This is a genomic window from Pseudomonas ficuserectae (assembly GCF_024584585.1).
Taxonomy (GTDB): Bacteria; Pseudomonadota; Gammaproteobacteria; order Pseudomonadales; family Pseudomonadaceae; genus Aquipseudomonas; species Aquipseudomonas amygdali.
In genome coordinates, this window is the sequence record NZ_CP085684.1 from 3774771 (window position 1) to 3799002 (window position 24232).

The window sequence follows — 24232 nt, forward strand, 5'->3', positions numbered from 1 at the left end:
AGCCCGAACGGGCTATCCGCAATCGGCTTCAGACAGTCGCTTGAGCCCCTTCGAACCATGCCAGTTTTTCACGCAACTTGACCACTTCGCCGATGATTACCAGCGTTGGCGCATGCACCTCATGCTCGGCAACCAGTTGCGGCAGATTGGCCAGAGTGCCGGTAAACACACGCTGATTGACCGTCGTGCCCTGCTGGACCAGCGCAGCAGGCGTGTCGGCAGAGCGACCATGCCTGATCAGCTCTTCACAGATGACCGGTAAACCGATCAGCCCCATGTAAAACACCAGCGTCTGAGCAGGCGCAACCAGGTCTGACCAGGGCAGGTCTGTTGTGCCATCTTTCAAGTGACCGGTAATGAAACGCACAGACTGTGCATGATCACGGTGCGTCAGCGGTATACCGGCATACGCCGCACAACCGCTGGCGGCAGTAATACCTGGAACCACCTGAAACGGAATGCCATGCGCAGCCAGTTCTTCGATTTCCTCGCCGCCACGGCCGAAGATAAACGGATCGCCGCCTTTGAGGCGCACTACCCGCTTGCCTTGCTTGGCCAGTGCAACCAACTGCTGGTTGATCTGCTCCTGCGGAACAGCATGCTCTGCACGACGCTTGCCGACATAGACACGCTCGGCATCGCGACGGCACAGGTCAAGAATCGTCGGCGCGACAAGGCGGTCATACAGCACCACATCCGCTTGCTGCATCAGGCGCAACGCACGGAAGGTCAGCAAGTCAGGATCACCGGGGCCAGCACCGACCAGATACACCTCGCCGGTCTCCGGCGGCGGCTCGCCAGCGATCTTGGCGATCAGCAGACGCTCGGCCTCGGCCCCCTGCCCGGCCAACTGGCGGTCGGCAATGGCACCCTGAAAAACATCTTCCCAGAACGCTCGGCGTTGCTGCACATTCGGAAACAGACCTTTGACCTGATTGCGAAAGCGCGCAGCCAGCCCGGCGAGCTGCCCGTAGGTGGAGGGAATCCAGGTTTCCAGCTTGGCACGGATCAGACGTGCCAGCACCGGCGCATCGCCGCCACTGGACACAGCGATCACCAATGGCGAGCGGTCGACAATCGCCGGAAAGATAACCGTACACAACGCCGGGGCATCCACCACATTGACCGGAACGCAGCGCAGCCGGGCGTCATGGGAAACCTGGGCATTGAGCGGCTCGTCATCGGTCGCGGCAATAATCAGCACACAACCATCAAGATCGCTTTCGCTGTAGCCACGCAGGATCATCTCACCGCCGCTCTGGACGACCAGCTCGCTCAGTTGGGCCTCGATTTCTGGCGCAACCACGCGCAGCACTGCGCCAGCGTCGGCAATCAGGCGTGATTTGCGCAGGGCAATTTCACCACCGCCGACCACCAGCACCCGGCTGCCACGCAGGTTATGGAACAGCGGCAGAAATTCCATTTAACCGATGACCTCAAGGCCGCCCATGTAAGGCTTGAGCACCTCGGGCACACGAATCGACCCATCCGCCTGCTGGTAGTTTTCCAGCACCGCGACCAGTGTACGACCCACCGCCAGCCCCGACCCGTTGAGGGTATGGACCAGTTCCGGCTTGCCGGTTTCCGGATTGCGCCAGCGGGCCTGCATGCGGCGCGCCTGGAAATCACCGCAGTTGGAGCACGAAGAGATTTCGCGGTACTTGGCCTGGCTTGGAATCCACACTTCCAGGTCGTAGGTCTTCACGGCACTGAAACCCATGTCGCCGGTGCACAGCGCCAGCGTACGGTACGGCAGTTCCAGCAACTGCAGAACGCGCTCGGCGTTGCCGGTCAGCGATTCAAGCGCAGCCATGGAGTCCTCAGGCGCAACAATCTGAACCATCTCGACCTTGTCGAACTGGTGTTGGCGGATCATGCCACGCGTATCACGACCCGACGCGCCCGCTTCGCTGCGGAAGCAAGGGGTATGGGCAACAAACTTGAGAGGCAGCTGTTTGTCATCAAGAATTTCACCCGACACGATGTTGGTCAACGATACTTCCGCGGTCGGAATCAGGTACAGATCAGCTTCGCCTTCGCGGGTGATCTTGAACAGGTCTTCCTCGAACTTGGGCAACTGGCCCGTACCCTGCAACGCAGGTGCCTGCACCAGGTAAGGCGTGTAGGTCTCTTCGTAACCGTGTTCGTTGATATGCAGATTGATCATGAACTGCGCCAGCGCACGGTGCAGGCGCGCGATTGGGCCACGCAGCAACGCAAAACGCGCACCGGACAGCTTGGCAGCGGTCTCGAAATCCAGCCAGCCGAACTTCTCGCCCAGAGCGACGTGATCCTTGACCTCGAAATCGAAAGCAGTCGGCGTACCCCAGCGACGCACTTCGACGTTGCCTTCTTCGTCAGCACCGACCGGCACCGATTCGTGAGGCAGGTTCGGAATGCTCAGCACCAGCGCATCCAGCTCGGCCTGAATGCCGTCCAGCTCGACCTTGCCTTCGCTCAGCTCGTTGCCCATGCGCTCGACGTCAGCCATCAACGGCGCAATGTCTTCGCCGCGCTGCTTGGCCTGACCGATGGACTTGGAACGTGCATTGCGCTCGGCCTGCAGCTGTTCGGTGCGGGTCTGCACCACCTTGCGCTGGGCTTCCAGCGATTCAATGCGCGCCACATCCAGTGTAAAGCCACGGGAAGCCAGGCGATCCGCTACGTCCTGAAGTTGAGTACGTAACAGTTTGGAATCGAGCATATCGTTCTCTCGTCTATAAAAGTCTGGTCAGGGACAGGCCAACCCATGTTGCGAGCAGCCCGCCGAATACGCTGATACCGGCATAACCAAGGGCCAGCGGTACTTGCCCGCTTTCCAGCAGGCGCAGCGTATCCAGTGAAAAGGATGAAAAGGTCGTCAGACCGCCTACAAAGCCGACAATCAAGCCGGCACGAATTTCGATGGGCACTTCCGGGCGCAGCAGAAACAATCCATACAGTACGCCGATTATCAGGCACCCTACGATGTTGACCGCAAGCGTTGCTGCGTAAAAATGTCGTGGCCAGTTGGCGCTTACCCAGATACCCGCTGCAAAACGCAATAATGTACCAGCGATCCCGGCAATCGACACCGCAAGAATGGTCTGAATCATCACTTTCTCCGCTGGCGGGGACTGGCATCGTCCAATGCGCTCAGATGCCTGAGCTTCTCACCGATCTTGAGTTCCAGACCGCGTGGCACAGGCTGGTAATACTGCCGTGGTTCCAGCTCGTCCGGAAAGTAGTCCTCACCCGCCGCATAGGCTTCAGGCTCGTCATGGGCGTATCGGTATTCTTCGCCATAACCGAGCTGCTTCATCAGCTTGGTCGGCGCATTGCGCAAATGCAGCGGAACCTCCAGCGAACCATGCTCGCCGGCTTCGCGCATTGCTGCCTTGAAGGCCATGTAGACCGCGTTGCTTTTTGGCGCACAGGCCAGATAGACGATGGCCTGCGCTACCGCCAGTTCGCCCTCGGGGCTGCCCAGACGCTCCTGTACGTCCCAGGCCGACATGCACAGCGGCAAGGCGCGCGGATCTGCATTGCCGATATCTTCACTGGCCATGCGCACCACGCGACGCGCCAGATACAGCGGATCGCAGCCGCCGTCGATCATCCGGGCAAACCAGTACAGGGCTGCGTCGGGGTCAGAACCACGTATTGACTTGTGCAAGGCCGATATCTGGTCATAGAACGCCTCGCCGCCCTTGTCGAAGCGGCGTCGGCTGTCACCCAGCAGGCTCTGCAGCAGCTCGACGTCGATCTCGCTGCCGTCTTCGGCAAGATCGGACGCGTTTTCCAGAAGATTGAGCATGCGCCGACCATCGCCATCAGCGGCGGCCATGAGAATCGTGAAGCCTTCATCGCTCAGGGTCAGTTGGCGCTTGCCCAACCCGCGCTCCTCGGTCAGAGCACGATGGACCAGCTTGCGCAGCGCCGCCTCGTCCAGGCTTTTGAGCACATAGACACGGGCACGGGACAACAAGGCATTATTGAGTTCGAACGAAGGATTTTCGGTAGTAGCGCCGATAAAAATCAGCGTGCCATCCTCGACATAAGGCAGGAACGCATCCTGTTGCGACTTGTTGAAACGGTGCACTTCGTCGACGAACAGAATCGTGCGTTTGCCATATTGCCCGGCCTGCTGTTTGGCGACTTCCACTGCCTGACGAATTTCCTTGCCCCCCGCCAGCACGGCGGAAACAGTCTCGAAATGCGCGTCCGACACCTTGGCCAGCAGCCTCGCCAGGGTGGTCTTGCCCACACCGGGCGGGCCCCAGAAAATCATCGAATGCAGCGCACCCTGCTCCAGCGCCTCACGCAGAGGCTTGCCGTGGGCAAGCACGTGCTCCTGACCGACGTATTCATCCAGATTGGTAGCACGCAAACGTGCAGCCAGAGGCTGAGCTATCGGTTCGCGGCTGAACAGATCCATGATCAGGAATTAACCCTTTTACTCTTGAATGACATCAGCACCCTTGGGAATCTGGAACTGAAACTTGCTGGCCGCAACAGGCTCGTTGGCCTTGACGCCGGTGAACAGGATATTGGTGCGCTGGCCCACGCTGTCGATCAGTTGCATGTCGTTGATGATGCCGTTACGAAACGACAAACGCAGGCTGTCGAACAGGGTGTCCTTGGTCTTGGGCTTGAGCACGAAGTCGATCACACCACCCGCCTCTTTCGCCGTGATATCGAAGCTTTCGCTGATCTTCGACACGTCACCGGACAGCAGCAAGGCTGGGGTCTGGGTCAGGCGCTGATCGAGCTTCTTGATGGTGACCTGCTCCAGATCAGGGTCCCACAACGACACTTTCTTGCCGTCGGAAACCATCAATTGCTCCTGTGGCGCATCGGTGTGCCAGTTGAACAGGCCTGGACGCTGCAACGTCATTTCGCCGGTAGTCTCTTGCAATTGCGTGCCGCCACCGTCCAGCGTCAATTGCGAGAAGCGTGCGGTCAGGGTCTGGGATTTCTCCAGCAACTGGGTCAGGCGAGCCACGTCCTTGCTGTCGGCATGGGCGGACATCACGGAGAAGGTCAGTGCGGTGGCCAACAGCATGCGGATAAGACGCATGGGATTCCTCTTTGAAGTCGATGATGATGCGGCAGCGTGCCTGGCACGCTGCCGCCGCAGTTCGGGGTGATAAAAATCAGTCGCGCACCGGTCCTGGAGCCAGAACTTCACGCGAGCCGTTGGTGTTCATGGAGGTCACGACGCCAGCCATTTCCATCGCTTCGATCATGCGCGCAGCGCGGTTGTAGCCGATCTTCAGCTTGCGCTGCACTGCGGAAATCGATGCACGACGGCTTTCGAGTACAAACTTGACCGCCTCATCGTAAAGCGCGTCGCTTTCGCTGTCTTCACTGCCTTCGCCGCCACCGCCATCAAAGCCGCTGCCGGGCTCTTCCACACCGGCGAGAATATCGTCGTTGTAGTCAGGCGAACCACGTAGTTTCCAGGCTTCTACCACGCGATGCACTTCCTCGTCGGAAACAAACGCGCCATGCACGCGAATTGGCAGACTGGTGCCCGGCGGCATGTACAGCATGTCGCCATGGCCCAGCAGTTGTTCGGCACCGCCTTGGTCGATAATGGTCCGGGAATCGATCTTACTCGACACCTGAAACGCCATGCGCGTCGGGATGTTGGCCTTGATCAGACCGGTAATCACATCCACCGAAGGACGCTGTGTCGCGAGGATCAGGTGGATACCTGCCGCACGAGCCTTCTGGGCGATACGGGCGATCAGCTCTTCGACCTTCTTGCCGACAATCATCATCATGTCGGCGAATTCATCCACCACTACCACGATCGTCGGCAGCTTGCTCAGCAACGGCGCTTCGTCATGAATGCTTTCCCGCTTGTACAGCGGATCGGCAAGTGGCTCCCCGGCATCCTGCGCATCCTTGACCTTCTGGTTGAAGCCCGAAAGGTTACGCACACCCATTTTCGCCATCAGCTTGTAACGGCGTTCCATCTCGGCAACGCTCCAGCGCAAGGCGTTGGCAGCGTCCTTCATGTCGGTAACGACCGGACACAACAGGTGCGGAATGCCTTCGTAGATGGACAGCTCAAGCATCTTCGGATCGATCATGATCAGCTTGGCGTCTTCCGGGCCGGACTTGAACAGGATCGACAGGATCATGGCGTTCACACCAACCGACTTACCGGAACCGGTCGTACCGGCCACCAGCAAGTGGGGCATCTTGGCCAGGTCGGTAATCACCGGCTTGCCGCCGATGTCGTGGCCCAGCGCCAGGGTGACCGGCGACTTGGCATTATCGTATTCAGGGGTCGACAGCACCTCGGAGAAGCGCACGATCTGGCGGTCTTCGTTGGGGATCTCGATACCGACGGTGGTCTTGCCCGGGATCACCTCGACCACGCGCACGCTGGTGACCGCCAGTGAGCGGGCAAGGTCCTTGGCGAGATTGGCAATGCGACTGACCTTGACGCCAGCGGCCGGCTGAATCTCGTAACGGGTGATGACCGGACCGGGATGGATGGAGTCAACCGAGACCTCGACACCAAATTCCTTGAGCTTGATTTCCAGCAGATGACCGACCGCCGCCAGGGACTCTGGCGAGTAGTTGAGCTGCTTCTTTTCTGCCGGATCAAGGATGGAGATGGGCGGCAAGGTGCCTTCGACTGCGCTGTCAACGAACAGCGGGGCCTGTTTTTCCTTCATGACCCTCTTGCTCGGTTCTGCAGGCTTTGAAGGGGCTGGCGCAATAACCGCAGGCACGTGCTTTTCGCGCTCGGTCATGTGTTTGCTCAGCGACACTTCGCGCTCCATCAGGCGCTCTTTGGCCTTGGCCTGCTCGCGACGGTCAGGGGCAACGGGCGCGACAACATCGTTGACGCGCATGTCGACTTCACGCAACTGCGCGACCATCTGCTTGCGCTCGGCACGGGCGGTCCACCAGCGGTTCGCCGCTCCCTGGAACAATTCGAACAGGTCAAGGGTGATCTTGCCGGTGACGTCCATCACCTTGAACCATGACAGATCGGTAAACACTGTCAGACCGAATAGAAACAGGGCGATGAACAGCAAGGTGCTGCCCTGGATGTTCAGGGCTTTCTTGGCCAGATCGCCCAGCACTTCGCCCAGCACACCGCCCGCCGAGCCCGGGAAGCCTGCCGAAAAGTGAAAATGAATGTGCGCCAGCGCCGCGCCCGCCAGTATCAGGAATACCAGCCCGATCAGACGCCAGGAGAAGAGCCAGCCGCTCCACTGCCAGGGTTCGTGACGATGACGAAACACCTGCCAGGCCTTGATTGCCAGCAGCAGCGGGAAAATATAGGCGAAATAGCCCAGGATCATGAACAGGATATCGGCACAGAAGGCACCGGCACGCCCCGCAGCGTTCTGTACCTGCGCGGCGTTACTGCTGGTGTGGCTCCAGCCGGGATCACTCTGATCGTAGGTCAACAATGCCATTATCAGGTACAGGCACAGGGCGCCAAAGGCGATCAGGGCCCCTTCCTTGAGCCGGTAGTGCAATTGCTGCCGCCAAAGCGGAACAGCGCTGGGTGCTGGGGTGGATTTCTTCAAAACGCTTTAATTCCTGCGCTGTAGCGCGAACATCTCGTTGATTGACCAGAAACGGCTGTCGGACGGCGCTGAATGCTCCCGCATGAACAGGGATAGCAGACATCGGGAAGCCCGTTCGGCAGACGTTTGAATGATAACGCCCAAAGCAGGCATTGTACGGCTTTACGGGCGCTTGGGTCTGTACGAAAACGCGTCAGACCGACTTCAGCCAGTTCCGCAACGCCGGACATGCTTTCATGTTCGTTGATGATGTTCAATTTGAGCATGCATTCCGTTTTGTGACAAAGGCTTATGACGTGTTTCTATCAACCGCCCACAACTTCAAGGGCTGCACCATCATCACCGCGCCCTTGCCCTACCGTATGTGTCAGGTACGCGCCATAATGACAACCGCTTGTGACCACGCCTGCCGCACAGAGTTGCACTGACAGGCGGGTGCGCCCTCCCCTTCCGCAAAGTTGTGATGCCATGCTGACCTGGTTGAACCGCAATAGCCTGGATTTCCCGCCATTGGAGAAAGCCCTCCGCGAGCCCAACGGATTACTTGCCGCCGGTGGAGACCTGTCAGCCGATCGCCTGATCAATGCCTACCGGCACGGCTGCTTTCCGTGGTTTCAGGACGGCCAGCCGATTCTCTGGTGGTCTCCCGATCCGCGTACCGTACTGTTTCCCGAAGAACTGCATGTTTCGCGCAGCCTCGGCAAAATGTTGCGCCAGTCTCGCTACCACGTGACCTTTGACCGGGACTTTGCGAGCGTGATCAAGGCCTGCGCTGCGCCGAGAAGTTACGCCAATGAAACCTGGATCACCGGCTCGATGCAGGATGCCTATCTTGAGTTGCACCGACGCGGCCATGCGCACAGCGTCGAGGTCTGGGATCAGGATGAACTGGTCGGCGGGCTGTATGGCCTGGCAATGGGCCAGCTGTTCTTCGGTGAGTCCATGTTCAGCCGTGCAGACAACGCCTCCAAAGTCGGATTCGCCACACTGGTGCAGCACCTGACTGACTGGGGTTTTGTATTGATCGATTGCCAGATGCCGACCCAACACCTTCACAGCTTCGGCGCACGCTCGATTCCTCGGCAGACTTTTGCCGACTATCTGTCCCGGCATCTTGATCAGCCAAGCGGTGCCGACTGGTCATCTAGGGGAGTTTGACAGGCTGGCATACACTCACACGTAAGGATTTACCATTAGGCGACGACCATGACAGAGCTGGCGAGGCTGAAGTTTTATGCCACTCAACCGCACACCTGCAGTTACCTGCCTGAAGAGCAGGCGACGACCCTGTTTCTGGACCCCAGCCAGCCAATGGATGTGCAGGTCTACGCCGACCTCTCGGACATGGGCTTTCGCCGTAGCGGCGATCATCTTTACCGCCCCCACTGCCAGAACTGCAGCGCTTGCGTGCCCGCACGCATCCCCGTGAACCTTTTTGTACCCGACAGACAGCAAAAAAGGATTTTGAAACGTAATGCCGATGTACAGGTGCAAAGCGCCAGACCGGCTTTCACCGAGGAATATTTCGATCTTTATCAACGTTACATAGAGCAACGGCATGCTGACGGCGACATGTTTCCACCCAGCCGCGAGCAGTTTTCGACATTTCTGGTTCGCGACCTGCCCTTTTCGCGTTTTTACGAATTTCGCGTCGACCAACGACTGCTGGCAGTTGCGGTCACCGACCTTTTGCCCAACGGCCTTTCCGCGGTCTACACGTTCTACGAACCTGATGAAGAGCGCCGCAGTCTGGGCCGTTACGCGATTTTGTGGCAGATCGCCGAAGCCGCCAGACTTCAACTGCAGGCGGTGTACCTGGGTTACTGGATCAAAAACTGCAAAAAGATGAATTACAAGACCCAATATCGGCCCATTGAGCTACTTACCAATCAAAGATGGGTCACTCTGTATTGAACCCCTTGGCTTAAACTGGTTTTTTCGGGCACAATGCACGCCGCTTTTGCCTGGCGCCACTTGCACCGGGCCACTCATTTGTATACCGAGGGCTTTACTGCATGTCGAAAGAAGACAGCTTCGAAATGGAAGGCACTGTCGTCGACACCCTGCCCAACACCATGTTCCGCGTGGAGTTGGAAAACGGGCACGTCGTAACCGCGCATATCTCCGGCAAGATGCGCAAGAATTACATCCGTATTCTGACCGGTGACAAAGTGCGTGTAGAACTGACGCCCTATGACCTGAGCAAAGGGCGCATCACCTACCGCGCTCGTTAAACAGGCATTGACGAAAACGCCCGGCATAAGCCGGGCGTTTTTGTTTGCCTGTTTCATACAACCAGAGACCTCGGCCTGCCCCGCATCCATTCACGATGCGGAGCGAGGCTTGGGCGTCAGGCCATTTCTGCTGTGGTTTCGAAGTCGAAGGTAATCTCGCCATCCTTGATATCGATGTGAACCACACCGCCGTGCTCTGACAATTCGCCGAACAGGATCTCTTCGGCCAGTGGCCGCTTGATCTTGTCCTGAATCAGGCGAGCCATCGGTCTGGCACCCATCGCCGCATCGTAACCACCCTGCGCCAGCCAGCTTCTCGCCGCCTCGGACACTTCGAGCAGTACGCGCTTGTCTTCCAGCTGGGCCTGAAGCTCGGTAAGGAACTTGTCGACCACGCTCTTGATGACTTCGTGGCTGAGACGGCCAAACTGAATGATGGTGTCCAGACGGTTGCGGAACTCCGGCGTGAAGCTCTTCTTGATCACTTCCATCGCATCAGACGAGTGGTCCTGATGCGTGAAACCGATCGAAGCACGCGCGGCGGACTCAGCCCCGGCATTGGTGGTCATGATCACGATCACATTGCGGAAATCTGCCTTGCGCCCATTGTTATCGGTCAGCGTACCGTGGTCCATCACCTGCAAAAGCAGGTTGAAGACTTCCGGGTGAGCCTTTTCGATTTCATCGAGCAGCAGCACGCAATGCGGTTGACGAGTGATGGCTTCGGTCAAAAGACCGCCCTGATCGAAACCGACGTAGCCCGGAGGCGCGCCGATCAGACGGGAAACGGTATGCCGCTCCATGTACTCGGACATGTCGAAACGAATCAGCTCGACACCCAACGCCTTGGCCAACTGGCGAGCGGCTTCGGTCTTGCCGACACCGGTAGGGCCTGCGAACAGGAACGAACCGACCGGCTTGTCAGGCGACTTGAGGCCTGCACGCGAAAGCTTGATCGCCGTCGACAACGAGTCAATGGCTGCATCCTGACCAAACACGGTGAGCTTCAGATCGCGCTCCAGGTTACGCAGCAGCTCCTTGTCCGAGCTGTTGACGTGTTTTGGCGGAATACGCGCGATCTTGGCGACGATGTCTTCGACCTGAGGCACATCGATGCGCTTGACGCGCTGCTCGACAGGCTGCAGACGCTGGTAGGCACCGGCTTCATCAATAACATCGATCGCCTTGTCGGGCATATGACGGTCATTGATGTAACGCGACGCAAGCTCAGCTGCGGCGCGCAGCGCTTCGTCACTGTACTCGATGCTGTGATGCTGCTCGAAACGGCTTTTCAGGCCACGAAGGATGCCGATGGTGTCTTCGACCGAAGGCTCGGACACATCGACTTTCTGGAAGCGACGCGCCAAGGCGCGGTCTTTTTCGAAAATCCCGCGAAACTCCTGAAAGGTCGTAGAGCCGATGCAACGAATCTCGCCAGACGACAGCAACGGTTTTAGCAGGTTAGAGGCATCCATCACCCCGCCTGATGCCGCACCAGCACCAATGATGGTGTGGATCTCGTCAATGAACAGGATCGCCTGAGGACGCTTGCGCAGCTCATTGAGCAACGCTTTGAAACGCTTCTCGAAATCGCCGCGGTATTTGGTCCCGGCCAGCAGGGCACCCAGATCAAGCGAGTAGACAACGCTGCTGGCGAGCAAATCAGGGACCTGATTGTCCACGATACGCTTGGCCAGGCCTTCGGCAATAGCCGTTTTACCGACCCCAGCCTCACCGACCAGCAACGGGTTGTTCTTGCGACGACGAGCCAGAATCTGAGCTACGCGCTCGACTTCGCTTTCGCGACCGACCAGCGGATCGATGCGCCCCTGGCGCGCCAATTCGTTCAGATTGCTGGCATAGGCATCCAGAGGATTGCCTGAGGAAGATGCTTCACCGCCCTCGTCGTCCTGCATATCCTGTTCACCTTCAGAAGAGTGTTCGCCATGCCCCGGAACCTTGGAGATACCGTGGGCGATATAGTTGACGACATCAATCCGGGCCACGCTCTGCTGCTTGAGCAGAAACACGGCCTGGCTTTCCTGCTCACTGAAAATTGCAACCAGCACGTTGGCGCCGGTTACTTCGCGCTTGCCGGAGCTCTGCACGTGGAAAACTGCCCGTTGCAGCACACGCTGGAACCCGAGCGTCGGTTGTGTCTCGCGATCCTCGTCATGAACGGGGATCAGCGGAGTGGTGGAGTCGATGAACTCCTGCAGATCATGCTTGAGTTTATCGAGGTTTGCACCGCAGGCACGCAGAACAGTGGCTGCAGCCTCATTATCCAATAGAGCCAGCAGGAGGTGCTCGACCGTCATGAACTCATGACGCTTCGAACGTGCCTCCTTGAAGGCAAGATTGAGGGTGACTTCGAGCTCACGGTTTAACATAGCTTCACCTCATACCCAAGTGGTCGGCGTTTAACCGTCCTTCTCGATCTCACAGAGTAGCGGATGCTGGCTCTCCCTGGCGTATTGATTGACCTGCATTGCCTTGGTCTCGGCGATGTCGCGGGTAAACAATCCGCAGACTGCCCGTCCCTCTGTATGGACGGCCAGCATGACTTTGGTGGCCAGCTCACGATTCAGGTTAAAAAACACCTCGAGTACTTCTACGACGAAATCCATCGGGGTGTAGTCATCGTTGAATAAAACCACCTTGTACATCGGTGGCGCCTGCAGGGTCGGCTTGGCGTCCTGCACCGCGATGCCTGCCGCGTCGTCCTCGTGCGACTGCGGACTGTCCTGATTGAATGTTAGTCGAATCTTGCTAAATGCATGCATGGAAAGAAATGTTCGTTTGAGGGCGGATTGAGCTGTCAGTCGCAGTTTGGACGCTTTTCAAACAGACCGCCACATGACCTTGACTATCAGCTAAACGGTGTTACAAACAATAGAGCCCACATTGGGTAAAAAGGGTCCGCGCAGTCAACCAAAATTTTTGGGGAGGCGGATTGAAGTGGATGATACTCCTGACGGAGTCCTTTGCAGAGGGATATGGCGATGCTTAACGGAAAAGTCAAGTGGTTCAACAATGCAAAAGGTTATGGATTCATAATCGAAGACGGCAAGCCGGATGACGACTTGTTCGCCCATTTTTCGACCATCCAGATGGAAGGTTACAAGACCCTCAAAGCCGGCCAGCCGGTCAGTTTTGAAATCATTCAGGGGCCAAAAGGGCTGCATGCCGTGAATATCGCGCCATTGCTGGCTAAAGCAGGTGAGCCTGTGAAGGAAACCCATGCTGCGTCTGAGCATGAACCTGAACATGCACACGCTTGAAATCCTCCATGGAAACAGCCTGACAGCAGATCAATGGCCTTTCGCGCCAGCTGACTGAGTAATCAGAAACACGCAATGAGCCTGTACCGGATCTTGAGAAACCGCAGCTTTGGTAGCTTGAACCGATGCGACTCCACAGGGTATCGAATTAGCGGTTATTGCACCGCGGATGCCCCTACCGTGACAGAGCCATCAGCGCCCCACTCCTCCGCCAGATCCCGCCTCTTGACGCCTGATTGACACCTCGTAGACATCCCGGTCGTTCGACCAACGGCGGATGTTCATTATTCGATAGCACGCATAGCATTAATGCCTCGCGCCAATGGTTTGATATACTCGCGCCGTGACCGAAGAGTCATAAAGGCTGACCCGTCTGAAATCAGACCCTCAACCTTCCTATGCGTCGGGTCGCTACCTGGCCTGACAGCTTGACGCTCGACTGATGCACCCAACATCACCGCGAATGAACCTCGACCTGGGCCCATGGCCGAACCGTGGGCAAGAGTGCATACCCTGCGCGTATCGAGATTTTGTGCATGCTCAGCAAAACAGAGAGTTAATACGAATGTCCAACCGCTCGAAGATCATCTACACCTTCACCGACGAAGCTCCGGCCCTCGCCACCTATTCGCTGCTGCCTATTATCGAAGCTTTCACAGCCTCCTCCGATATCGACGTGGAAACGCGCGACATCTCCCTGGCGGGCCGTGTTCTTTCAAGCTTCCCGGAGTCGCTTGGCGCCGATCAACAAGTGCCGGATCATCTCGCCGAGCTGGGCAAACTGGCCACTACGCCAGAAGCCAACATCATCAAGCTGCCTAACATCAGTGCCTCGGTCCCTCAATTGAAGGCGACCATCAAGGAGCTTCAGGATCAGGGCTACAAGATTCCCGACTACCCTGAAAACCCTGCCACTGACGCGGAAAAAGAAACCCGCGCACGCTACGACAAGACCAAGGGCAGCGCCGTGAACCCGGTGCTGCGCGAAGGCAACTCCGATCGTCGCGCACCGTTGTCGGTCAAGAACTACGCTCGCAAGCACCCACACAAAATGGGCGCCTGGTCTGCCGACTCCAAGGCCCACGTTGCGCACATGAGCAACGGCGACTTCTACGGCAGCGAAAAAGCAGCCCAGATCGCAGCCGACAACACCGTTAAAATCGAACTGATCGCTCAGGATGGCACCACCACCGTTCTGAAGGAAAAAACCGCCGTCAAGGCTGGCGAAGTCGTTGACTGCTCGGTAATGAGCGCCAAAGCTCTGCGCAGCTTCATTGCCGCCGAGATCGAAGACGCCCGCAAGCAAGGCGTTCTGTTCTCGGTGCATCTGAAAGCCACCATGATGAAGATCTCCGACCCGATCATGTTCGGCCAGATCGTTGATGAGTTCTACAAGGATGCATTGACCAAGCACGCTGACACGCTGAAGCAGATCGGCTTCAGCCTGAACAACGGCATCGGTGACCTGTACGAGCGTATCACCAGCCTGCCTGCTGAAAAACAGGCCGAAATCAAGGCTGACATCGAAGCGGTCTACGCCACTCGCCCACAACTGGCGATGGTCAACTCCGACAAGGGCATCACCAACCTGCACGTGCCGAGCGACGTAATTGTCGACGCATCGATGCCAGCGATGATCCGTGACTCCGGCAAGATGTGGGGCACCGACGGTCAACTGCACGATGCCAAGGCAGTGATCCCGGATCGCTGCTACGCCACCATCTATCAAGCGGTCATCGAAGACTGCAAGAAAAATGGCGCATTCGACCCGACCACTATGGGCAGCGTACCGAACGTTGGCCTGATGGCTCAAAAAGCCGAAGAATATGGCTCCCACGACAAGACTTTCCACATCCAGACCAACGGCGTGGTTCGTGTAACCGACAGCCAGGGCAACCTGCTGATGGAACAGAACGTCGAAGCGGGCGATATCTGGCGCATGTGCCAGGCCAAGGACGCGCCGATCCAGGATTGGGTAAAACTGGCCGTCAACCGCGCTCGCGCCAGCAACACACCGGCTATCTTCTGGCTGGATTCGTCTCGCGCCCATGACAGCGTGATGATCGAGAAAGTCCGCAAGTACCTGGGCGACCACGACACGTCGGGCCTCGATATCCAGATCCTGTCACCTGTCGACGCGATGAAGCTGACCCTGGAACGCACTCGCGCCGGCAAGGACACGATCTCGGTAACGGGCAACGTGCTTCGCGATTACCTGACCGACCTGTTCCCGATCATGGAACTGGGCACAAGTGCGAAAATGCTGTCGATCGTTCCGCTGATGAACGGCGGCGGTCTGTTCGAAACCGGCGCTGGCGGTTCGGCTCCCAAGCATGTGCAGCAGTTTGTTGAAGAAAACTTCCTGCGCTGGGATTCGCTGGGCGAGTTTCTGGCTCTGGCGGCGTCCCTGGAACACCTGGGCAATGCCTACAACAACCCGAAAGCGCTGGTTCTGTCCAAGACCCTCGACCAGGCCACTGGCGAGTTCCTGGACCGCAACAAGTCGCCTTCGCGCAAGGTCGGCGGCATCGACAACCGCGGCAGCCATTTCTACCTGACCCTGTTCTGGGCTCAGGCACTGGCTGCTCAAAACGACGATGCAGACCTCAAGGCACAGTTCACGCCTTTGGCCAAAACCCTGACTGACAACGAAGAAAAAATCGTTGCCGAGCTGAACGCTGTTCAGGGCAAGCCGGTGGAAATTGGCGGCTACTACTTCCCTAACCCGGAAGTCACCAGCAAGGCCATGCGCCCAAGCGCCACTCTCAACGCAGCTATCGATGCGTTGAAAGCGTAAGCGGCATGAGACCGGTGCGACGCATTACTGCGTCGCCCAGCCAAAAGCCCCGGCCCGCGTGTCGGGGCTTTTGCATTAAGGCCAAAGACAGACCGGCAGCCCACGTACTGAACATTCTTATCTGGCAGCAGAGGATCAATCCATGACCTGGCAAGCCCACGTTACCGTCGCCACCATCGTCGAAGATCAGGGACGCTTCCTGTTCGTCGAAGAAATGAAAGGCGGACGCGCCGTACTCAACCAACCCGCCGGGCACCTTGACCCGAACGAGAGCCTGCAACGTGCGGCAGTGCGGGAGACTCTTGAAGAAACCGGCTGGGATGTCGAACTGACCAGCGTGGTGGGCATTTACCTGTACACCGCGCCGAGCAACGGCGTGACCTACCAGCGGATATGTTTCGCCGCCAAGGCCATACGCCATAACCCTGAATATCAGCTGGACGAAGGCATCGTTGGCGCCGTTTGGCTGACTCGCGACGAACTGCTGGCCCAACAGGAACGCTGGCGCAGCGAGCTGGTACTGCGCTGCCTGGACGATTACCTCAATGCCGAACATTTCAGTCTCGACCTGCTGCGCGACAAGGCGTGAGACTCGACGCCCTCAGCCTGATAGAATCGCGTCCTTTTACAGGTCAGCCGTTGAATCCCCATGCGTGATCCAGCCCCCTCGAACTCAGAAATGAAGCGCGTCATAGTCGGCATGTCCGGCGGCGTGGACTCTTCCGTTTCCGCCGTACTGCTCATGGAGCAGGGTTATCAGGTGGAAGGCTTGTTCATGAAGAACTGGGAAGAAGACGACGGAACGGAATATTGCACCGCCCGCGAAGACCTGGCAGATGCCCAGGCCGTATGTGACAAGATCGGCATCAAACTGCACACGGCCAACTTCGCTGCCGAGTACTGGGACAATGTCTTCGAACATTTCCTTGAAGAGTACAAGGCCGGGCGCACCCCCAACCCGGACATCCTCTGCAACCGGGAAATCAAGTTCAAGGCGTTTCTCGACTATGCGCTGATGCTGGGTGCCGACCTGATCGCCACTGGTCACTACGTGCGCCGTCGCGATATCGATGGCCGCACCGAACTGCTCAAGGGCCTGGACCCGAACAAGGATCAAAGCTACTTCCTGCATGCCGTCGGTGGCGAACAGATCGCCCGGACGCTGTTTCCGGTGGGCGAGCTGGAAAAACCGGAAGTACGTGCCATTGCTGAGAAACACGGCCTGGCGACGGCCAAAAAGAAGGACTCCACCGGAATCTGCTTCATTGGCGAGCGCCGTTTCACCGACTTCCTGCGTCAGTACCTGCCCGCCCAGCCCGGAGAGATCAAGACCACCGAAGGTGAAGTCATCGGTCGTCACAGCGGCCTGATGTATCACACCATCGGCCAGCGCCAGGGCCTTGGGATTGGCGGCCTCAAGGACGCCAGCGATGATCCGTGGTACGTGCTGGTCAAGGATCTGGACAACAACGAACTGATCGTTGGCCAGGGCAACGACCACCCGTGGCTGTTCTCCCGCGCACTGGTGTCTTCGGAAATCTACTGGGTCAACCCGATTGATCTGAGCAGCCCGCGCAAACTCACGGCCAAAGTCCGTTATCGTCAGGGCGACCAGCCATGCACACTGGAAAAGACCGCCGACGGCTACCGAGCCACATTCGATGATCCGCAGCGGGCCGTCACACCCGGACAGTCCGTGGTGTTCTACGATGGCGAAATATGTCTGGGCGGCGGCGTGATCGAAATTGCCGAACCCTGGACCAGCAAGGACAAGCGTTGATGACCCCGATTCAGGAACAACTGATCGCTCTGGGTGGCGTATTTCAGGCCGCCGTACTGGTCGACCGGATCGCCAAGACCGGACAGGTCAGCGAAGCCGCGCTGAGCTGCATGCTCGGCAGCTTGCTGGTGGTTGACCCGAAAGATACGCTGGACGTCTACGGCGGCGATGACCTCAACCTGCACGAAGGCTATCGCGCCATGGCCAGCGCTCTGGAACGCGACCCTGCAACACTGCAGCGCGAACCGCTGCGTTACGCCCTGTCGATGCTCGGCCTGGAGCGACAGCTGGCCAAGCGCGACGACTTGCTCGAAATCATCGGCAGGCGCATCCCGGTGATTCAGTCTCAGGTCGAACATTTCGGTATCGCTCACGAAAACGTGATCGCTGCGACCGGCGCCCTTTATGAAGACACCCTGAGCACCCTGCGCCAACGCATTCAGGTCCAGGGCGACATGCGCAACCTGCAGCAACCGAACAACGCGTCGAAGATTCGCGCCATCCTGCTGGCAGGCATTCGCTCCGCACGCCTGTGGCGACAAGTTGGCGGTCATCGCTGGCAACTGGTGTTCAGCCGTCGCAAGCTATTGAAAGAACTCTACCCATTGCTGCACGGCTGATCCGCCACGCACCAATGACCTTCACCACCACAGGCACGGCGCTGTCTACGCTGGTCAGCGGGCTCCGGTCCGAGTGACTTTTCATGTATGATATGCGCCCTTTTCGTTGCCCGACTGTCCGAGAGCATCCCATGCAGCTTTCTTCGCTCACTGCGGTTTCCCCTGTTGATGGCCGCTACGCCGGCAAAACCCAGGCCTTGCGCCCTATTTTCAGCGAATACGGCCTGATCCGTTTCCGTGTGATGGTTGAAGTTCGCTGGCTCCAGCGTCTGGCGGCCCACCCGCAGATTACCGAAGTCCCGGCGTTCTCTGCGCAAGCCAACGCCATCCTCGACACCCTGGCTGAAGACTTCTCGGTTGAGCACGCCGAGCGCGTGAAAGAGATTGAGCGCACCACCAACCACGACGTCAAAGCCGTTGAGTATCTGCTCAAGGAGCAGGCTGCCAAACTGCCGGAGCTGGACAAGGTCAGCGAGTTCATCCACTTTGCCTGCACCAGCGAGGACATCAACAACCTGTCTCACGCCCTGATGCTGCGTGAAGGCCGTGACACTGTGATGCTGCCGCTGATGCGCCAGATTGCCGATGCTATCCGTGAACTGGCGATCCGCTTCGCCGACGTGCCGATGCTCTCGCGTACCCACGGTCAGCCAGCGTCCCCGACCACGCTGGGCAAGGAATTGGCCAACGTGGTTTACCGTCTGGAACGCCAGATCAACCAGATCGCCGCAGTGCCATTGCTGGGCAAGATCAACGGTGCGGTCGGCAACTACAATGCCCACCTCTCCGCTTATGCCGATATCGACTGGGAAGCCAACGCACGCGCGTTCATCGAAGACGAGCTGGGGCTGGGCTTCAACCCGTACACCACGCAAATCGAACCGCATGACTACATCGCCGAGCTGTTTGATGCGATTGCGCGTTTCAACACTATCCTGATCGACTTCGACCGCGATATCTGGGGCTATATATCCCTGGGCTACTTCAAGCAGCGCACCATTGCTGGCGAAATCGGCTCGTCGACCATGCCACACAAGGTCAACCCGATCGACTTCGAAAACTCCGAAGGCAATCTGGGCATCGCCAACGCGCTGTTCCAGCATCTGGCGAGCAAACTGCCTGTCTCTCGCTGGCAGCGCGACCTGACTGACTCCACCGTACTGCGCAACCTGGGCGTCGGTTTTGCCCACAGCGTTATTGCTTATGAAGCCAGCCTCAAAGGCATCAGCAAGCTGGAACTGAACGAGCAACGCATTGCTGCCGACCTGGACGCGTGCTGGGAAGTTCTGGCAGAGCCGATTCAGACCGTCATGCGTCGTTACAACATCGAAAACCCGTACGAAAAACTGAAAGAACTGACACGCGGCAAGGGCATCGGCCCGGAAGCGTTGCAGACTTTCATCGACGGTCTGGACATGCCTGCCCAAGCAAAGGCCGAGCTGAAGAAGCTCACGCCAGCCAACTACATCGGTAACGCAGCGGCTCAGGCCAAGCGCATCTGACACGCAAAAAAATTGCACACGCCCGGCTGTGCCGGGCGTTTTCATTTCAAGGGCTTACACATGAATCCTGATATTCCTCTGCAACTTCTGGGCGGCATCAGTGCACGCGTTTTTCTGCGTGACTACTGGCAGAAAAAACCGCTGCTGATCCGCCAGGCTCTGCCGGACTTTCAAAGCCCGATCGATGCGGACGAGCTGGCTGGCCTTGCTCTAGAGGAAGAAGTCGAGTCCCGCCTGGTCCTCGAACACGGCGAGCGTCCCTGGGAGCTGCGTCGCGGTCCCTTTGCGGAGGATGAATTCAGCAAGCTGCCCGAGCGCGACTGGACCCTGCTGGTGCAGGCCGTGGACCAGTTCGTTCCGGAAGTCAGTGAACTGCTGGAAAACTTCCGCTTCCTGCCAAGCTGGCGCATTGACGATGTAATGATCAGCTACGCCGCCCCAGGTGGCAGCGTCGGCCCGCATTTCGATAACTATGACGTGTTCCTGCTTCAGGGCCACGGCAAGCGTCACTGGCAGATCGGCCAAATGTGCGATGCAGAAAGCCCGCTGCTGCAGCATGCCGACCTGCGCATCCTTGCCGAATTCGAAAAAACCGAAGAGTGGACGCTGGAATCGGGCGACATGCTTTACCTGCCGCCACGTCTGGCTCACTGCGGCGTTGCCGTCGACGACTGCCTGACCTACTCGGTCGGTTTCCGCGCGCCAAGCGCTGCCGAGGTCCTGACTCATTTCACCGATTTCCTCAGCCAGTTCATCCCGGATGAAGAGCGCTATACCGACGCTGACGCGCAACCGGTCAGCGATCCGCATCAGATCCAGCACGATGCGCTGGACCGACTCAAAGCGCTGCTGACCGAACACATGAGTGACGAGCGCCTGCTGCTGACCTGGTTCGGCCAGTTCATGACCGAACCGCGCTACCCTGAACTGGTGACCGGCCCGGAACTGGAGGAAGACGACTTGCTCGATAGCCTCGAGCAGGGCGCGGTGCTGATTCGCAACCCGAGTGCAAGACTGGCCTGGTCTGAAGTCGACGACGATCTGCTACTGTTTGCCAGTGGTCAGAGCCGCCTGTTGCCGGGCAGTCTGCGCGAATTGCTTAAACTGATCTGTGCCGCCGACGCATTGCACAGTAAAAACCTCGGCCAATGGTTGGCCGATGACGATGGACGCAATCTGCTTTGCGAACTCGTAAAACAAGGAAGTCTGGGATTTGCCGATGAATAAAGTCACCGTAGCTGTCGCACAATGGCAGAAAAACAACGCCGACATCCGGCGCATACGCGATTCGGTATTCATCGCCGAGCAATCGGTGCCACCGGAGCTGGAGTGGGACGCTGAAGATGCGACTGCTGTGCATTTTCTCGCCTATGAAGGGGAATACGCAGTAGGCACCGCTCGCCTGCTGCCCGACGGTGAAATCGGTCGGCTGTCGGTTCTCAAGGACTGGCGCGGCATGAAAGTCGGTGAAGCGTTGCTCGGTGCGGTGATCCACGAGGCCGAACAACGTGGACTGGAGCCGCTGAAGCTCAGCGCTCAAGTGCAGGCCGTCGAGTTTTACCAGCGCTTCGGGTTTGCCGTGGTCAGTGACGAGTTTCTCGAAGCCGGTTTACCGCACGTCGAGATGCGCCGCGAGACACCTGAAAACTGAGTATGTAGGCGCGTTTCAAAGCACTACATGATGATCGCCCTGCCCTTTTTCGCTAGACACTTTTCAGGTCGAGAAGAAAAATGCCAGGGCGTTTTTGTGTCGCCCCATTCAGCTTGCCCGGCTATAGCCGATACACTGGCAAACTCATGCTTTACGCGCTTATCGCGGAGAATGATCATGTCAGTCCGTAACCTGCTTAATGTGGTAATCACCTCAGTGCTGATCGCATTCAGCACTCAGGCCCTTTCAGCGACCGAAGTCGTTCCTCTCAATTACCGCACCAGTGCCGATCTACTACCCGTAGCTAAATCCTTTCTAGGCACCGAAGGCTCCGTCAGCGCTTATGGCAATCAACTGATTGTCAATGCAGAGTCGCGCAAGATAGAAGAGCTTCGCAGCCTTATCGCGCAACTCGATACCGCGCCTAAACGGCTGCTGATCAGCGTCGACACCAGCGAAAACGCGGCGCGCAACAGCAGTGGCTCACGCGTCATAGAATATGGCACCGCCAGCCGTGAGGGCGGCGTGCAGCAAGTACAGACCAGCGAAGGTACGCCAGCACTTATCCAGATCGGCCAGAGCGTTCCGCTGACCTCCTCGTCCACGGATTCCTATGGATACTCCCAAAGCAATACTGAATATCGCAATGTAACCCAGGGCTTTTACGTCACTGCCAGTGTGACCGGCGATACCGTTCACCTGAGCATCAGCACCAACCATGACCGCATGAGTCAGGAGCGCGCTGATGCCATAAAAGTGCAAAGTACCGATAGCCAGGTCAGCGGCCGGCTCGGAGAATGGATCACGCTGGCAAGTAATAGCGATCAATCGGTTGCTGATCAGCGTGGCCTTGCACAACGCTACTCCACCCAGGGTCGTGAAGACATGGTTTTGCGCGTAAAGGTCGAAACCCTCGAGTAGCCTGCGCTAGCGCGAAACCCAGCACCTACGGGCCTTTTAGTGACTCACCAGTCTGATTACGTAATTATGTAGTGAGATTAAAAAAGTACTACAAATAGTTTGACGACCCCGATACCCCGAGGCATGATTGCCTCGCTCCCGCTGATCGGAGGCTGCGCAAAAAGCCTTTGATTGTCGCTCTCCGAGCAGCGAGCAGCCATCTACAGTGCCTTCGATAAACGAGGCGTTTTGGCGGAGCAGGACTTCTAATCAAGACCTACTTCTCGGGGTTTACAAAATGGCACTGACACGCGAACAACAAATAGCCGCTCTCGAAAAAGACTGGGCCGAAAATCCGCGCTGGAAAAACGTGACCCGTACTTACTCCGCAGCCGATGTGGTCCGCTTGCGTGGCTCGGTTCAACCCGAACATACCTTTGCACGGCTGGGCGCTGACAAACTGTGGAATCTGGTGACCCAAGGTGCCAGGCCGTCTTTCCGGCCAGACAAGGACTTCGTCAACTGCATGGGCGCTCTGACCGGCGGTCAGGCCGTGCAGCAGGTCAAGGCCGGTATTCAGGCCATCTACCTTTCCGGCTGGCAGGTTGCTGCCGACAACAACTCTGCCGAATCGATGTACCCGGATCAGTCGCTGTACCCGGTCGACTCGGTGCCAACCGTGGTCAAACGCATCAACAATTCGTTCCGCCGCGCCGATCAAATCCAGTGGAAAGCCGGCAAGGCTCCGGGTGACGAAGGTTATATCGACTATTTCGCGCCCATCGTGGCCGACGCAGAGGCCGGATTCGGCGGCGTGCTCAATGCGTACGAGCTGATGAAAAACATGATCGAGGCGGGGGCCGCGGGGGTGCATTTTGAAGATCAGTTGGCATCAGTGAAGAAATGCGGCCACATGGGCGGCAAAGTGCTTGTCCCGACTCAGGAAGCGGTTCAAAAACTGGTTGCTGCGCGCCTGGCCGCCGACGTGGCCGGTGTGCCGACGATCATTCTGGCCCGCACCGACGCCAACGCTGCCGACCTGCTGACTTCCGATTGCGACCCCTATGACAAGCCGTTCGTGACCGGCGAACGGACTCATGAGGGCTTCTACAAAGTACGTGCCGGTCTGGATCAGGCAATCTCCCGCGGCCTCGCCTACGCGCCTTATGCCGACCTGATCTGGTGTGAAACCGCCAAGCCGGATCTGGACGAGGCACGCCGCTTCGCCGAAGCAATCAAGAAGGAGTACCCGGACCAATTGCTTTCCTACAACTGCTCGCCGTCCTTCAACTGGAAGAAAAACCTCGACGACGCAACCATCGCCAAGTTTCAGCGCGAGCTTTCGGCCATGGGCTACAAGTACCAGTTCATCACCCTGGCGGGCATTCACAACATGTGGCACAGCATGTTCAACCTGGCGCACGACTACGCCCGCAACGACATGACTGCCTACGTGAAGCTACAGGAACAGGAATTCGCCAATGCTGCCAAAGGCTATACCTTCGTGGCCCACCAGCAGGAAGTGGGCACGGGGTATTTCGATGACATGACCACCGTGATTCAGGGCGGCGTATCGTCGGTAACCGCACTGACCGGCTCGACGGAAGAAGAGCAATTCCACTGAGACACCGCGCAACGCGTTGAAAACACAGACCGTCCGTAAGGGCGGTCTGTGTTTTGTGTCAGATAGTGCCTGTATTGATTTCGGACAATGTGCAGCTCGTGAAAGATGCTATAAAAACCGCACTTTATAAGCGGTGCCCTGCATAACTATGCTCCGACTATCCTTTTGCGAACTATGCAGGCCCATTTAAATGATATTAATTATCATTCAAATTGCCTTTCGTTCCTTTTCGTCACCGAGAAACATAATTAGCCAAAACCTTGCTGACGCCCGGCTGGCATGCCTTACAGCCCTGATAAAGG

Annotated in this window: 22 protein-coding genes; 14 read left to right on the plus strand and 8 right to left on the minus strand. The window is 57.9% G+C overall.

What is annotated here, in order from left to right:
• Positions 1-28: 28 nt before the first annotated feature.
• The 6 genes from cysG to ftsK all read right to left on the minus strand — a co-directional run bounded on the left by cysG (position 29) and on the right by ftsK (position 7541).
• The gene (gene cysG, locus LJU29_RS16530; protein WP_005745699.1) at positions 29-1423 is read right to left on the minus strand and encodes a siroheme synthase CysG; all 1395 of its coding nucleotides are present in this window, start codon (positions 1421-1423) and stop codon (positions 29-31) included.
• The gene (gene serS, locus LJU29_RS16535; protein WP_257110950.1) at positions 1424-2704 is read right to left on the minus strand and encodes a serine--tRNA ligase; all 1281 of its coding nucleotides are present in this window, start codon (positions 2702-2704) and stop codon (positions 1424-1426) included.
• Positions 2705-2717: 13 nt separating this feature from the next.
• Entirely contained in the window at positions 2718-3095 is a 378-nt protein-coding gene (crcB, locus tag LJU29_RS16540) for a fluoride efflux transporter CrcB (protein WP_257110951.1), read from the minus strand.
• Positions 3095-4417, minus strand: a complete 1323-nt coding sequence (locus LJU29_RS16545) for a replication-associated recombination protein A (RefSeq protein WP_257110952.1) — start codon at positions 4415-4417, stop codon at positions 3095-3097. Before LJU29_RS16545 ends, crcB begins: the two co-directional genes overlap by 1 nt.
• An 18-nt stretch (positions 4418-4435) precedes the next feature.
• Positions 4436-5059 carry an outer membrane lipoprotein periplasmic chaperone LolA gene (gene lolA, locus LJU29_RS16550; RefSeq protein WP_002553995.1) on the minus strand — a complete coding sequence of 208 codons (624 nt, stop codon included), beginning with the start codon at positions 5057-5059 and terminating at the stop codon, positions 4436-4438.
• 76 nt (positions 5060-5135) lie between these two features.
• Positions 5136-7541 carry a DNA translocase FtsK gene (gene ftsK / locus LJU29_RS16555; protein ID WP_002553996.1) on the minus strand — a complete coding sequence of 802 codons (2406 nt, stop codon included), beginning with the start codon at positions 7539-7541 and terminating at the stop codon, positions 5136-5138.
• A gap of 236 nt (positions 7542-7777) precedes the next feature.
• Here ftsK and LJU29_RS16560 point away from each other — a divergent pair, with 236 nt between their 5' ends.
• The 4 genes from LJU29_RS16560 (at position 7778) to infA (ending at position 9775) form a co-directional block, all read left to right on the plus strand.
• Positions 7778-7969, plus strand: a complete 192-nt coding sequence (locus tag LJU29_RS16560; protein ID WP_019741997.1) for a hypothetical protein — start codon at positions 7778-7780, stop codon at positions 7967-7969.
• 40 nt (positions 7970-8009) lie between these two features.
• Positions 8010-8699 carry a leucyl/phenylalanyl-tRNA--protein transferase gene (gene aat, locus LJU29_RS16565; RefSeq protein ID WP_257110953.1) on the plus strand — a complete coding sequence of 230 codons (690 nt, stop codon included), beginning with the start codon at positions 8010-8012 and terminating at the stop codon, positions 8697-8699.
• Positions 8700-8747: 48 nt separating this feature from the next.
• Complete coding sequence (locus LJU29_RS16570; RefSeq protein ID WP_004659516.1) at positions 8748-9455, plus strand: arginyltransferase; 708 nt, start codon at positions 8748-8750, stop codon at positions 9453-9455.
• Between the two features lie 101 nt (positions 9456-9556).
• Positions 9557-9775: a translation initiation factor IF-1 gene (infA, locus tag LJU29_RS16575; RefSeq protein ID WP_002553999.1), complete on the plus strand. Its 219-nt coding sequence runs from the start codon at positions 9557-9559 to the stop codon at positions 9773-9775.
• A 116-nt stretch (positions 9776-9891) separates the two neighbouring features.
• On the opposite strand, the gene clpA is transcribed toward infA, so the two are convergent.
• The gene (gene clpA, locus LJU29_RS16580; protein WP_004665689.1) at positions 9892-12165 is read right to left on the minus strand and encodes an ATP-dependent Clp protease ATP-binding subunit ClpA; all 2274 of its coding nucleotides are present in this window, start codon (positions 12163-12165) and stop codon (positions 9892-9894) included.
• Between the two features lie 30 nt (positions 12166-12195).
• Positions 12196-12558, minus strand: a complete 363-nt coding sequence (clpS, locus tag LJU29_RS16585) for an ATP-dependent Clp protease adapter ClpS (protein WP_002554001.1) — start codon at positions 12556-12558, stop codon at positions 12196-12198.
• A gap of 213 nt (positions 12559-12771) precedes the next feature.
• On the opposite strand from clpS, the gene cspD reads away from it, so the two are divergent.
• The 10 genes from cspD (at position 12772) to aceA (ending at position 23930) form a co-directional block, all read left to right on the plus strand.
• On the plus strand, positions 12772-13056 hold the full coding sequence (gene cspD / locus LJU29_RS16590; protein ID WP_005731877.1) for a cold shock domain-containing protein CspD: 285 nt from the start codon (positions 12772-12774) through the stop codon (positions 13054-13056).
• A 565-nt stretch (positions 13057-13621) separates the two neighbouring features.
• Positions 13622-15853: an NADP-dependent isocitrate dehydrogenase gene (locus tag LJU29_RS16595; RefSeq protein WP_005755635.1), complete on the plus strand. Its 2232-nt coding sequence runs from the start codon at positions 13622-13624 to the stop codon at positions 15851-15853.
• A 142-nt stretch (positions 15854-15995) separates the two neighbouring features.
• Positions 15996-16442 (plus strand): NUDIX hydrolase, encoded by a 447-nt coding sequence (locus tag LJU29_RS16600; RefSeq protein WP_002554004.1) that lies wholly within the window; start codon positions 15996-15998, stop codon positions 16440-16442.
• Positions 16443-16502: 60 nt separating this feature from the next.
• A complete protein-coding gene (mnmA, locus tag LJU29_RS16605) occupies positions 16503-17633 on the plus strand; it encodes a tRNA 2-thiouridine(34) synthase MnmA (protein WP_011168961.1) in 1131 nt (376 codons plus the stop codon).
• The gene (hflD, locus tag LJU29_RS16610; protein WP_002554006.1) at positions 17633-18253 is read left to right on the plus strand and encodes a high frequency lysogenization protein HflD; all 621 of its coding nucleotides are present in this window, start codon (positions 17633-17635) and stop codon (positions 18251-18253) included. The genes mnmA and hflD overlap by 1 nt, the downstream gene beginning before the upstream one ends.
• A gap of 131 nt (positions 18254-18384) precedes the next feature.
• Positions 18385-19755, plus strand: a complete 1371-nt coding sequence (gene purB, locus LJU29_RS16615) for an adenylosuccinate lyase (RefSeq protein ID WP_122322919.1) — start codon at positions 18385-18387, stop codon at positions 19753-19755.
• A 60-nt stretch (positions 19756-19815) separates the two neighbouring features.
• Positions 19816-20982 (plus strand): ribosomal protein uL16 3-hydroxylase, encoded by a 1167-nt coding sequence (locus LJU29_RS16620; RefSeq protein ID WP_257110954.1) that lies wholly within the window; start codon positions 19816-19818, stop codon positions 20980-20982.
• A complete protein-coding gene (locus LJU29_RS16625) occupies positions 20975-21406 on the plus strand; it encodes a GNAT family N-acetyltransferase (protein WP_005755627.1) in 432 nt (143 codons plus the stop codon). Before LJU29_RS16620 ends, LJU29_RS16625 begins: the two co-directional genes overlap by 8 nt.
• A 177-nt stretch (positions 21407-21583) precedes the next feature.
• Positions 21584-22327 carry a secretin N-terminal domain-containing protein gene (locus LJU29_RS16630; RefSeq protein WP_057423346.1) on the plus strand — a complete coding sequence of 248 codons (744 nt, stop codon included), beginning with the start codon at positions 21584-21586 and terminating at the stop codon, positions 22325-22327.
• Between the two features lie 277 nt (positions 22328-22604).
• Positions 22605-23930: an isocitrate lyase gene (gene aceA / locus LJU29_RS16635; RefSeq protein WP_257110955.1), complete on the plus strand. Its 1326-nt coding sequence runs from the start codon at positions 22605-22607 to the stop codon at positions 23928-23930.
• Positions 23931-24232 lie beyond the last annotated feature (302 nt).

Coding starts and splice junctions, on each gene's coding strand:
- mnmA (WP_011168961.1), top strand. CDS start 16,503: ATGCGTGATCCAGCCCCCTCGAACTCAGAAATGAAGCGCGTCATAGTC.
- LJU29_RS16545 (WP_257110952.1), bottom strand. CDS start 4,417: ATGGATCTGTTCAGCCGCGAACCGATAGCTCAGCCTCTGGCTGCACGT.
- LJU29_RS16625 (WP_005755627.1), top strand. CDS start 20,975: ATGAATAAAGTCACCGTAGCTGTCGCACAATGGCAGAAAAACAACGCC.
- LJU29_RS16600 (WP_002554004.1), top strand. CDS start 15,996: ATGACCTGGCAAGCCCACGTTACCGTCGCCACCATCGTCGAAGATCAG.
- serS (WP_257110950.1), bottom strand. CDS start 2,704: ATGCTCGATTCCAAACTGTTACGTACTCAACTTCAGGACGTAGCGGAT.
- purB (WP_122322919.1), top strand. CDS start 18,385: ATGCAGCTTTCTTCGCTCACTGCGGTTTCCCCTGTTGATGGCCGCTAC.
- lolA (WP_002553995.1), bottom strand. CDS start 5,059: ATGCGTCTTATCCGCATGCTGTTGGCCACCGCACTGACCTTCTCCGTG.
- LJU29_RS16570 (WP_004659516.1), top strand. CDS start 8,748: ATGACAGAGCTGGCGAGGCTGAAGTTTTATGCCACTCAACCGCACACC.
- cysG (WP_005745699.1), bottom strand. CDS start 1,423: ATGGAATTTCTGCCGCTGTTCCATAACCTGCGTGGCAGCCGGGTGCTG.
- LJU29_RS16630 (WP_057423346.1), top strand. CDS start 21,584: ATGTCAGTCCGTAACCTGCTTAATGTGGTAATCACCTCAGTGCTGATC.
- crcB (WP_257110951.1), bottom strand. CDS start 3,095: ATGATTCAGACCATTCTTGCGGTGTCGATTGCCGGGATCGCTGGTACA.
- clpA (WP_004665689.1), bottom strand. CDS start 12,165: ATGTTAAACCGTGAGCTCGAAGTCACCCTCAATCTTGCCTTCAAGGAG.
- hflD (WP_002554006.1), top strand. CDS start 17,633: ATGACCCCGATTCAGGAACAACTGATCGCTCTGGGTGGCGTATTTCAG.
- aat (WP_257110953.1), top strand. CDS start 8,010: ATGCTGACCTGGTTGAACCGCAATAGCCTGGATTTCCCGCCATTGGAG.
- LJU29_RS16595 (WP_005755635.1), top strand. CDS start 13,622: ATGTCCAACCGCTCGAAGATCATCTACACCTTCACCGACGAAGCTCCG.
- clpS (WP_002554001.1), bottom strand. CDS start 12,558: ATGCATGCATTTAGCAAGATTCGACTAACATTCAATCAGGACAGTCCG.
- LJU29_RS16560 (WP_019741997.1), top strand. CDS start 7,778: ATGTTCGTTGATGATGTTCAATTTGAGCATGCATTCCGTTTTGTGACA.
- LJU29_RS16620 (WP_257110954.1), top strand. CDS start 19,816: ATGAATCCTGATATTCCTCTGCAACTTCTGGGCGGCATCAGTGCACGC.
- aceA (WP_257110955.1), top strand. CDS start 22,605: ATGGCACTGACACGCGAACAACAAATAGCCGCTCTCGAAAAAGACTGG.
- infA (WP_002553999.1), top strand. CDS start 9,557: ATGTCGAAAGAAGACAGCTTCGAAATGGAAGGCACTGTCGTCGACACC.
- cspD (WP_005731877.1), top strand. CDS start 12,772: ATGGCGATGCTTAACGGAAAAGTCAAGTGGTTCAACAATGCAAAAGGT.